The organism is Candidatus Erwinia haradaeae, from assembly GCF_900699015.1.
Lineage (GTDB): Bacteria > Pseudomonadota > Gammaproteobacteria > Enterobacterales > Enterobacteriaceae > Erwinia_E > Erwinia_E haradaeae_E.
Genome location: NZ_LR217737.1, coordinates 112890 through 125751, shown reverse-complemented (window position 1 = coordinate 125751; position 12862 = coordinate 112890). Strand labels below are relative to the sequence as shown.

The 12862-nt window shown below is 29.1% G+C and carries 7 protein-coding genes and 1 tRNA gene; 3 read left to right on the top strand and 5 right to left on the bottom strand.

The window, feature by feature from the left end; all coding sequences use genetic code 11:
- Positions 1-264: 264 nt before the first annotated feature.
- Entirely contained in the window at positions 265-1335 is a 1071-nt protein-coding gene (alr, locus tag ERCIPICE3303_RS00395) for an alanine racemase (RefSeq protein ID WP_157990792.1), read from the top strand.
- Between the two features lie 1207 nt (positions 1336-2542).
- Here alr and folD read toward each other — a convergent pair.
- Positions 2543-3406, bottom strand: a complete 864-nt coding sequence (gene folD / locus ERCIPICE3303_RS00390; protein ID WP_157990791.1) for a bifunctional methylenetetrahydrofolate dehydrogenase/methenyltetrahydrofolate cyclohydrolase FolD — start codon at positions 3404-3406, stop codon at positions 2543-2545.
- 1993 nt (positions 3407-5399) lie between these two features.
- On the opposite strand from folD, the gene ERCIPICE3303_RS00385 reads away from it, so the two are divergent.
- Together ERCIPICE3303_RS00385 and rsmA are read left to right on the top strand one after the other, a co-directional pair.
- Positions 5400-5476: transfer RNA gene (locus tag ERCIPICE3303_RS00385), tRNA-Arg, on the top strand.
- Between the two features lie 1091 nt (positions 5477-6567).
- Entirely contained in the window at positions 6568-7371 is an 804-nt protein-coding gene (gene rsmA / locus ERCIPICE3303_RS00380; protein ID WP_157990790.1) for a 16S rRNA (adenine(1518)-N(6)/adenine(1519)-N(6))-dimethyltransferase RsmA, read from the top strand.
- Positions 7372-7740: 369 nt separating this feature from the next.
- On the opposite strand, the gene era is transcribed toward rsmA, so the two are convergent.
- From era to lepA, 4 genes are all read right to left on the bottom strand, one after another.
- Positions 7741-8643 carry a GTPase Era gene (gene era, locus ERCIPICE3303_RS00375; protein ID WP_157990789.1) on the bottom strand — a complete coding sequence of 301 codons (903 nt, stop codon included), beginning with the start codon at positions 8641-8643 and terminating at the stop codon, positions 7741-7743.
- Positions 8637-9320, bottom strand: coding sequence for a ribonuclease III (gene rnc / locus ERCIPICE3303_RS00370; protein WP_157990788.1), 684 nt, complete (start codon positions 9318-9320; stop codon positions 8637-8639). The genes era and rnc overlap by 7 nt, the downstream gene beginning before the upstream one ends.
- 145 nt (positions 9321-9465) lie before the next feature.
- Positions 9466-10416, bottom strand: coding sequence for a signal peptidase I (gene lepB / locus ERCIPICE3303_RS00365; RefSeq protein WP_157990787.1), 951 nt, complete (start codon positions 10414-10416; stop codon positions 9466-9468).
- Positions 10417-10444: 28 nt separating this feature from the next.
- Positions 10445-12244 (bottom strand): translation elongation factor 4, encoded by a 1800-nt coding sequence (lepA, locus tag ERCIPICE3303_RS00360; protein ID WP_157990786.1) that lies wholly within the window; start codon positions 12242-12244, stop codon positions 10445-10447.
- Positions 12245-12862: the final 618 nt, after the last annotated feature.

Here is a 12862-nt window from a genome sequence, read left to right as displayed (position 1 = left end):
TCTATTAGAAACTAATTCTAGTTCTATATGTTTAAAAAATAATTTTCAGTATCTAGAAACAGAGTGAATCTATTAATTATTATGAATAATAGATTTAAATAATTAGATTCTATGTATAATATTTAATCAATACTGCTCTTTAAATAACTAATTCATATGTATCTATATACATAAATTACAATATTTAACATAACGCTATCTATTCAAAATGATATTAAATTGTAGACATATCACTATATTAATTTACTCTAAAAAGGAAACTTTATGCCTCGTCCTATTATAGCTACGATTAGTCACAATGCATTAAAAAATAATCTTGCTATAACGCGCCATTTGGCCCCTACTTCACGTATTTGGGCAGTAATAAAAGCTAATGCCTATGGACACGGTATTAAGAATGTCTTGAAAAGTTTAATCAAAGCAGATGGTTTTGCCTTACTCAACTTAGATGAAGCAATTTTAATACGTCACCATGGCTGGGATAAACCAATCCTACTATTAGAAGGTTTCTTTGAACCAGATGATCTAAAAATTATTAATCAATATTCCTTAACCACTACTATACATAGTCAGTGGCAGATTAAAATATTAGAACAATCTAAACTCTCATCTCCAGTTGATATTTATCTTAAAATTAACTGCGGCATGAATCGTCTTGGTTTTCATCCTCATGAAATCAATAAGACCTGGCATCAACTACAGTCATTCAAAAATATTGGCAAACTGACTCTCATGTCACATTTCCCTACAGCTGAGAGCCTTTATGGCGTTACTGAATCTATGCAAAAAATAAAAAAAGCAGCGATCGGATTAAAATGCCAACAGTCACTAGCTAACTCTGCTGCAACTCTATGGCATCCTAACACACATTATGATTGGATTCGCCCTGGAATTATGCTGTATGGCGCCTCTCCAGGAGGTTCCTGGAATCATATTGCTCATACTGGTTTAAAACCTGTTATGAACCTAACAAGCAAAGTTATTGCCATACAAGAAATTCCAACAGGAGCAACTATAGGTTACACCCATCACTATCGTGCACCATATAAACAGCGTATTGGGATAGTTGCATGCGGCTATGCTGATGGCTATCCACGCCATGCTCCGTCTGGAACACCAATTAGAGTAGGTGAAGAGATTACACATACTATTGGATCAGTGATGATGGATATGTTAGCTGTTGATCTAACTCACTGTCCTCAAACTGGTCTTGGTAGCCCAGTGGAATTATGGGGAGACAATATAAAAATAGATGATATTGCCTCAAAAGCGGGGACCGTAGGATATGAGATTATGTGCTCATTATCCCAACGAGTGCCAATCAAAATACATTAAACTTATATCATATTATTTCATTCCTAATTAATTAAAATTATTTATTATAAGGAATTATACCAAGATCCATTAGAGTTTATAAAATCTATATTTTAGATACTATTAGTATAGATAATAACGACAATAAACATTATTTCTTGCATCGCTGCTTAATAAGATTATTTTTATTTTTTCAAAAACAATAATCCTTATCATATTTCTAAGATATATCGATAGATATAACTTATAACATCTATATTCTCAGACTAATATACATGCGCTACTAATTATTTACTTCAAACAGTGCAATAAATAAAATACTTGATTAAATATGACTAATTGCTACTTTATCACTATACACTCTATATTTATTAGCAATGTACTAAGATTTATTTAACCATAATTAATTTTATGTTTATATAGGTTCTAGTAAGAATGTATAACGATACCATCGTTGTTGTATAGAACTGTATATTAAACATTATATTTCATGCATTCATTAAATATTGTAATCTTAAAACTAATATAAATAAGCACAAAATATAACATTAATCATTCAACTTTATTCCACTTGCGATCTTATCTTAAAATTAATATGTTTAACTTATAATAAAAACAATAAGATTATGGAATCTATCTCTATCCTAAAGATAGAGTATATTTATTTAATAAATGACAGAGTAATCTATATAACCATATAAATATAGAGTTTTTCTAAAATAGAAAATTGAAAACTTTTAAAAAAGAAAAACATATATATAACCTTCGTTATGCTATAAAGGATAACCTCACACAAAATAATTATATATTTATCAACATAACTCACTCAGAACTATTTAAATAGTTATATCACTTTATTTTATCGTGAAAAACCATTCTTTATTCCTATTATCATAGAATAAACTATTTAACTAAAGTATTATCAGTAATATATTCTGACTCTTTAAAATTGAAAATAAATAAAATGACTTTCATCTTAACAAAGATTAAATAAGATAAAAGTTTATTCTTATATTAAGATATAAAAATTTAATACACAAAAAATTTAATAAACAGTGAATATCCGCTCTATTATCTCATTGGATTAGATTAAAATTCAAATTTAATTCCATTCAATCAATTCAATAAGGATTACATAATAAATTGTATAAATAAATAAAGTAAATATCTTTAGATATTATTAAAATAATTAAATATTCACTCTTATATATAAATAACTAAATTTTTATTACACGATTTTATCATTCATTTCACAAATATTTAAAGTATTTTGAATTAAAATAGCCACTGTCATAGGACCTACTCCTCCTGGAACTGGCGTAATCCATCCTGCTATCTTCGAAGCCTCTTCAAAATCAACATCACCAACTATATTACCGTTTTTTAAACGATTAATGCCAACATCAATAACAATAGCCCCTGATTTAATCCATTGACCAGAAATAAAATGAGGCTTCCCAACAGCTACTATAAGTAAATCAGCATCTTTAACATAACGATATAAATTTTTTGTAAATCGATGTGTCACAGTAGTTGTACAACCAGCAAGCAAAAGCTCCATACTCATTGGGCGCCCAACAATATTAGAAGCACCAACAACCACAGCATGCAAACTACAGAGATCAATGTTACAGCGATCTAACAAGGTGATAATACCTAGCGGGGTACAAGGTCTTAACATTGCTGGTGAGCGCGTGCATAAACGACCTACATTATAGGGATGAAAACCATCAACATCCTTTAAAGGAGAGACTGCCTGTATAACATGCAGCGTATTAATAGAAGGAGGTAATGGCAGCTGTATTAGAATCCCATCAATGTCTTTATTATCATTTAATTCTTTAATTAAACTTAATATTTGTGTCTCACTAGTAGTAATAGGCAAAAAATATGAATATGAGAGAAAACCAACTTCTTCACAAGCATGACATTTATTCGTAACATAAATTTTAGAGACAGGATTTGAACCTAGTAAAATCACTGCAAGAGCAGGAACACGCTTACCACATTGAATACGACGCTGAACACGCTCTGCTACCTCTTGACGAACTTGTTTTGCAATTGCTTTACCATCAATAATTTTTGCAAACATCGGACAAACTATTCCTCTATAATCATATTAAGTTAAGCTACCTTAAATGAAACAAAATAAACATACTGGAAATCAGAAGCTTCCAGACTGATTAATAGCATTCAAAATTGCAAAACTATAAAATATTACTCAGTAACACCTTCCAAGGTAATACTACACACTTAATATAATTTAATACACTTCTATATAGTTACTTCATTAACTAATAAAAACTCTTAATCAAGAGACAAATACAAAAAATAAAAATATATCTACTGATAATATTGTAATAATATAGTTATTCATTACTAAATCTAGTTTATACTATCAGAACAATTATAGATATAAGATATTAGATCTATGATAAAAATCAAAAAATCATAGAATATTATCTGATTATTTTGTAGCATAGAAATCAAGTTTTCTGTCTCTTTCTAGAAACTTTTTCTGTAAAGACTTCTCTCCTAAGTCATTTCAAGTCATTAGTATATATCTTTTTCTACTCTAACTTCCTCTACTATATTACGACAATACTTAGATTATCTTTCGTAATTATCAAGAAAATAAGCATATAAAAATAATAATCATATTAGTTAATATAATTTTATAAATTAGTATTAAGAATACTATTAATCTAATATATCATGGTATAGATATAGAAATCTAAAAAACTTAATTTTATAATCTATAATTTTATTAAAAATTACTATCTTAGATTATATAAATCTCAAATAAAGAACTATAATACAAATTATATTATATTAGGAATATTATTCCTATCTATATGATATTCATCAGATATAAATATAAATCAACAATATTGCTCTACACGAATTATGTTAAATAACATGAATACTGTAACGGTTAATTATTAAGACTATAGCAGTAAATATAAATAAGTCATTGTTTTTTCTACATCTTACTATAAAGCCTTACATCAAGTTATTCCAAGTAAAATAGATTATTACTATTCTTTATTGTTTTAGACTCTTGAAAAAGGGAACCAATTTATGGTCTCATATTATAGGAATAAAAATATAAAAAATAATTGATCTAATTAGTCTCTATCACAGATAATCATATAGATATGTGACTATATACTGCTATTTGTAAATCATCATCTCTAAAGAGATCTACTAAATTCTTACTGTTAATCATAGATTTATGATATATGAATAGCATTATCTATAATAGATATATCTAATATCTAACACTATTGTACGCTATTGGAATAATCATGGAAGAGCTACACAATAAGAGATAGCTATACCGATCTTCTTGTAAGTGTTAAAATAATCATACTACAGATATTATTATTGTACTCTCTACTATTCTTTACCTCTTTCTGTAGTTCGTAATCTCTAGGAACTAATAAAAAATATAGATTAGATTAAAACAATAAATCAATAATTAAGATTGTAGTATCTAGTATGAATAGCTTTCATTATTTATACATGATAACTATCCAGTTATATCAAATTTAAATATAAATATTGAATTACATGAATTTAATTACAAAATTCTACCAATTGATAATAATAAATATTATTCTATTCTATAGAATATTTCAAAAGAATAAAATTCTTATTAGTTTTAATATAAAATAATTGTATATTAAATTCATTTACTTCTATTCTGTTTTCTACAATTTTCTATTCTTCTGAGTTATCACTTATCATTTTTATACATAAAATAACACAGATTTATATAAAAATTACACTAATACGATATCCTATCGTAACTTTTCACTAAAAATCATTCAAGCCTATAGCTAATCTCACACGCATATTAAAAAAATAATAATTCTCTATACATACTTAAATTCTTAAAACTCTTTGATTGATTAATATTAATAAAATACCTTATTTTAAAACTGTAAAACATCAAAACAACTAAATAGCTATAGCAAACACAATATATTAAAATTAAACATCTAGATCTACTAGTCTAGATATTGATAGAGTAAATGCTTGACTAAACAAAAGCTAATCGTTTATGATCTTAAACTTATTAAGCGCCCTTAGCTTAGCTGGATAGAGCACCGGCCTTCTAAGCCGTAGGTCACAGGTTCGAATCCTGTAGGGCGTACCATTAATCTTTTTAAATAATACATATATTACAAATTTTCAATTTTCAGTCAATTTATAGAATCCATATAACAAAACTAACAATGTGATTCAAAAGATCTTTTTACTATCAAGTATCCACCTTTCTTACCTATAATTATATCAATAAAAAATCGATCATATAAAGTTTATATAATAATGCATCTGAGAGTATCAATTAAATTTTATAAACATATTGACAAATTCTTATATATTTAAAGAGCACATGATGCAGTAATATACTTATGATCATGATCTATTAACGATAAACATCATATTTATACTTCTACATAAAACCTTTAATATCTTGATATGTAAGCATACATTAATCAGACACTCACTAAAATACTATTATTTTCTATGTGATATAGTAGATATCAACATAGAAAAAGAATTGATGAAATATAATTATTTAACCTATCTTAATTCTTATAAAATTTAAAAACACTCTCGAGAAAGATTAAAATCTAATAAGATTCTAATATTAAACTTCTAATCACGAATATGCAGTAGATGGATTATATACATTCACTCTTTTAAAATAAAAATTTACAATACAAAATTATATTACAGAGTGAATATGATTTTCTATCTTAAATAAAATGATTTTTATAATTAAATAAATTAATGTATCCCCCTATTTATAGTTATAAATTCATCCTAATAGATCATAATCACTTCAATAACAACTAGTAGAACACCATAACAATTAATATTCAGTCCACCTATTTCTATCAAATGTTAGATCTTAATCAAATATACTATTTACTACTTAATAGAACTAATTCATCAACGATGATATATTCTAAAAATCTATATATTAACAAAATATAAAAATGACTATCGCGTTAATAAGATTAAATTAATTATATGAATTATAGATATAGAACCAATATAAAGTAATAAATTATAAGTACAAAAGATATATTAATCATTTATCTCATACTCTCTTATTCATGTTCCTTTTAAACACAATAAAATATATATTTATCAAATTATCTGTCTTTAACTATAATAAAGAATCTAAAATATAACATGCAGATTACTTCTTAACGTCATTCATATGAGAGAACATAAATGAGATATCAAATCTATCAAGGTCACTGTGTTCGTAAACGGTTTGGACAATGCTTTCTACAAAATCAATATTACATCAACGAAATTGTTGACGCAATTAATCCACAATGCAATGAATTACTACTTGAGATAGGACCTGGTCTTGGTGCCCTAACTCATAAGATAGGAGATAAACTCAATCATCTAGCCGTAGTTGAAATCGATAAAGATCTAGCACTTTATCTAAAAAATAACCCAATTCTTGGACCAAAATTGATTATCTTTCAACAAGATATCCTAACTTTTGATTTCGAAAATTTTTCAAAAAAACAAGGTAATCCGCTTCGCATATTTGGTAATTTACCGTATAATATTTCCACTCCGTTGCTTTTTGAGCTTTTTAAGCATATGAACGTTCTTCAAGATATGCATCTTATGGTCCAAAAAGAAGTGGCAGCGCGTCTTATAGCTAGTCCAGGGAATAAAAACTATGGTCGACTTTCAGTAATGGCACAGTATTATTGTACAATCACCCCAATTATCACAATTCCACCCAAAGCTTTTACCCCTTCACCAAAAGTACACTCTACTATGATACGATTACTTCCTAGAGCACAGAAGTATGACTCGAAATTTAACACCACAATACTTAATTCTATAACTACAGCAGCGTTCAGTCAACGTCGTAAAACATTAAAAAACAGCCTATCTAACTTCTTCTCTAGTCATCACTTATTATCAATAAATATTTCACCAACATTACGAGCAGAAGATATCAGTGTAGATCAATATTGTGAGCTAACTAGCTTATGGTTATCACATTAACATCATGTATCTAAGATGACTTTAATAGATAATCAATTATATGATAGGTTTAAAAAATCGAGAAAATTTTTAACAGATTTCATCTAAATATCTTTAATTTTTTATTAGAAAAATAAAACATATATTAATATATTTTAAATACTATAATAGTATATATTAAATATAAGTAAATTCTATGAAAGAAAACCCTATTGTAAGTTTCTATTATACAACAACACATATTAGATCATATATTTAAAAACTATAGCAATCAACTAGATACCATTGAACTAAGTTCTTAGTCCAATAGATCTCATTGCAAATCTATTAAAATTAATAACAGATTAGATATAAAATTAATACTATCAAAAATTTGTACCACTAAAAATTTTAAGAAGTCTCAGAACGGCTGATGTGCAATTTAGAATCTTGAGCATCCTCTCCACCGTATTTTACTTGTACCCATAAATCTAGATACACAGAAACTTGAAATAATGACTCAATATCTTTACGTGCTCTCATTCCAATAGTTTTAATCTTACTCCCCTTATGCCCAACTACTATATTTTTTTGACTTTTATGATTAACTAATATCATACTAAAAATATTAAGATGACCATTTTTGCCAACAAAAAATCTATTAATTTTAACTGTAGCAATCGAAGGTAACTCATCACCAAGAAAACGTATAAGCTTTTCACGAATAATTTCTGAGCACATAAATATCTTAGAACAATTCGTAATAGATTTTTCTGGAAAATAATGTTCTGATTCCGGAAGATTCTTTTTTACTATATTAGAAATAATATCTATATTACTACATTTTTTAGCAGAGATAGGTACTATCTCTAAGAAGTTTCTCTTTTGGAAAAGAAAATGCAGATGTGGTAACAAAACATGTTTATCAGATATCTTATCCACCTTATTAATAACTAATAAAACTGATTCTTGTTCTTTTAATTTGTTCATAACCATTTGATCAACAGTAGTCCAGATAGTCCCCTCTATTAAAAAAATAACCAAAGACACACCATCTAAAGCTCGCATAGAAATATGATTGATAGTGTCATCATCCATGTGATTGTCTTTACAATAAAATCCAGGTGTATCAATATAAATTGATTGATATGATCCTTCGGTGTTAATACCAAAAATACGATGACGTGTAGTATGGGGTTTAGATGATGTAATAGAAACTTTAGTCCGCACAAGACGATTTAATAATGTGGATTTACCAACATTTGGACGACCTACAATAGCAACAAATCCTGCATAAGTGGTAGAACCTAACATTCTACACCTAAATGGCTTAAAGCCTTTTCCGCTGTTGCTTGCTCAGCTTTACGTCGACTAGATCCAGTACCAATCACCGGTTCTAATATACCACTTACCTGACAGTGAATAATAAATTGCTGATTATGATCTTGACCGTTCACTTCTATTAGAATATAAGATGGTAAAGGAAGATGTCGAGCTTGTAGAAACTCTTGCAAGAGAGTTTTTGGATCTTTTTGTTTGTATTCAGGACGCATATTATTTAAACGAGAAGAATACCATTTAAGAATCATTTTCTCTACTGTATTTATATCGCTATCTAGAAAAACCCCACCAATTAACGCCTCAACCGTATTAGATAGAATAGATTTACGTCGATATCCACCACTTTTCAATTCACCACGACCAAGACGCAAACAAGATCCCAAATCAAAATCTATTGCCAGATCAGATAAAGTATCACCACAAACCAAAGAAGCACGCATCCGACTCATATTGCCTTCATTTACAGATACAAATCTATGATATAAAGCAAGAGTTATCACATAACTTAAAATGGAATCACCAAGAAATTCTAATCTTTCATTATTGTGACTACTACTACTCCGATGTGTTAAAGCTTCTTGTAATAATTGAATACTAGTAAAAGTATATCCTATCTTTCTTTGAAGATGATTAATTTTTTGTAGATTCATGCTTTACCAACTTCTATTTATATTATTTATAATCTCATAAATCTAAAAACATTGCTAGTACAATAGCTCCTATTTCTTGTTCAAGATTTTCTACTATTCACTAACAATCTGACCACATATTATGTTTGATCTAAAAACCAAAATACTATTGAATAATACCAGTACGACTAAAAGTCAATCCAGTGGGCCATTTTCCTTCCTGTTTATCCATACTCATCCAAATGACAACTGCTTTGCCAATAAGATGATCCTCAGAAACAAAACCCCAAATACGACTATCAGAACTGTTATCGCGATTATCACCCATTACAAAGTACATGTTGTCTGGTACTAACCAGCTTCTTGTAACTGCTTCACTCCCCTGGTAAATTGATCTCAAATTACTCTGTTCCCAATCTGATAACACAATATTATGAGATACATGACCAATAGTTTCATTGCATATTCCTACATGCGACTCTTCTAAAGAGGAGTCGTTCAATAATGACTTATCAAGCATATTATCTGAGGTATTACTACTAAATCCAGTTAAAATCTGATTATATTTTCTTACATTGGAATAGATTACTGGAATTGAACTATTACAGTTCTGATGATTATCACAAGACGATAAAATTGATAATGTCTTTGTAATAGGATTATAATCTACTCGGTCACCTGGTAACCCAATTACTCGTTTAATATAATCCTGTCTTCGGTTTTTCGGGTATTGAAACACTACAATATCACCACGCTGTGGATTACCAGTGTTAACAAGAATAGTATTCGTTATAGGATCTCGTAAACCATAAGCATATTTTTCCACCAAAATAAAATCACCTATCAATAAAGTTGGAATCATTGATCCAGATGGAATATGGAATGGCTCAAAGATAAATGAGCGAACGATAAACACTATAAGAAGAACCGGAAATACTGATGCAATATTCTCTATCCATCCATCTTTTTCTCTCCCTCTAATGGTCTGAATGCCTTTTCTCTGTCCTTTTCTATTAATCCTGCATCTATATTGAACAATTTTTACTCTATGAATACACCAAATAACCCCAGCACTAAAGGTACTAAGTGCTAAAAATACAGCAAATATATGCGCCATCTTATATCCTCTAACCTCATAATACCCTCTATCTGCGATCTTTATTAAGATTCATCATTGCTAGGAAGACTTCCTGGGATAACTCAATCTGCCCGATCTTTTTCAACCTCTTCTTTCCATCTTTTTGTTTCTGTAACAATTTTTTTTTACGACTAATATCACCGCCATAGCATTTTGCAAGAACATTTTTTCTCAATTGCTTCACTGAAGATCGAGCAATAATATGACTACCAATAGCCGCCTGAATAACAATATCAAACTGCTGTCGCGAGATAAAATCTGAAATTTTATCTATCAAAATACGACCGCAACGATATGCATCATTACGATGAACCATTAAAGATAGAGCATCAATTCGATCACCATTAATAATCAAGTCAACACGAACAAGATCGGCAATCATAAATTTTTTAAAGTTATAATCTACTGATGCATATCCTCGTGAAATAGATTTAAGATGATCATTAAAATCAAGAATAACTTCAGACATAGGAATGTCATAAGTTAAAGACACTTGAAGACCATGATAAACCATACTAGTTTGAACACCACGTTTTTTAATACACAGCGTGATAATATTACCCAGATACCTCTGAGGAACTAAAATATTACACTCAGCAATTGGTTCACGAAGTTCTACAATTTGGTGAGCTAACGGCATCTTAGCAGGATTATCTATATAGATAATCTCTCCGCTAGTCATCTTTACTTCATAAACTACCGTTGGAGCTGTAGCGATCAAATCAAGATGATACTCACGCTCTAAACGCTCACGAACGATTTCCATATGAAGTAAACCAAGAAAACCACAACGAAACCCACATCCAAGAGCAATAGAGTTTTCTGTTTCATAAACCAAAGAAGCATCATTTAAACGCAGTTTTCCTAGAGAATCTCGGACAGATTCATAATCATGCGATCTTAGAGGAAATAAACCAGCATAAACTTGTGGTTTAACTTTTTTAAAACCAATCAGAGCTTGATCAACACCATGATGCGCTAATGTCAACGTATCCCCTACTGGTGCACCTAAAATATCTTTAATTGCACAAACTAACCAACCCACTTCTCCACAATTCAGACAATCAGTATCTTTACGTTTTGGAGTAAAAATTCCTAAACGATCTATCATATAAACCTGACCAGTACTCATTACCTTGATTTTTTCCCCTTTACGCAAAGCACCATGTTTAACACGGACCAGTGAAACAACACCAAGATAATTATCAAACCAAGAATCAATAATGAGTGCTTGCAAAGGACCACTAGGCATACCTTGCGGAGGAGGAAGATCACGCACTAAGCGTTCTAATACATCAGGCACCCCCATACCTGTTTTTGCTGAACAGCGAACAATATCATTTGTATTAATTCCTATAATATTATTGATTTCTTTTAAAACTCGATCTGGATCTGATAACAGCAAATCTATTTTATTTAAAACTGGTATTACTAATAAATTCATTTCTATAGCACTATAAAAATTAGCTACAGTTTGAGCTTCTACTCCCTGTGAAGCATCAATAACAAGAAGCGCACCTTCACAAGCAGCTAAAGATCGAGAGACTTCATATGAAAAATCTGCATGACCAGGAGTATCAATAAAATTTAATTGATAAGAGCAACCATCTGCTGCTCGGTAAAAGAGAGTAACACTCTGTGCTTTAATTGTAATCCCACGCTCACGTTCTAAATCCATAGAATCTAAAACTTGCGCGGCCATCTCACGCTTACTCAATCCACCACATAGCTGAATCAAACGGTCAGAAAGTGTTGACTTACCATGATCAATATGGGCAATAATAGAAAAATTTCGTATATAATTCATATTTTATATAAAGTTTCACAATTCTTGTTCTTGTCATACATAAGAAACAAACTTAAAACCTTGAAGGTTTTCTAGTAATCAAAATTCTTCAATCAAAAAAATGGAATCAGTGTGAATAAAATTATTAGGTAGTAGAATATGTAGTACTTAAAAAAATAGATGATCTTAATCTAGCTCTATCTATAAAAATCTTGATTTTAACATTAACAATAACTTAAGCAATATTCTGGTCCATAATTATTAATTTATCCTATACATCAATGATAAGACTGGATAATAAATAAATCACTACCTCCTAAGTTTCTTTCATAGACTACTAATGGTAAAAACTCAAAACTTAAATACTTCTTAGTAAATAAATTATAAAATATGGAAGCTTTATTAAAAATCATCTTATCTAGACATAAACTTTTTTTAATCATTAATGGAGAGCCAATACTCATACTAAAAAGGAATATTATTATCTAAATTTAATCATCTGACTTCATCACACAAAACTATGATATTATTCAATAATAATCTTAGTCATTCAGAAATGTTAAATAACAAAAACTAGGATATCACATCTAATATCTAATACGATATAATAGATTATACAATGAACATAAAATACATAGA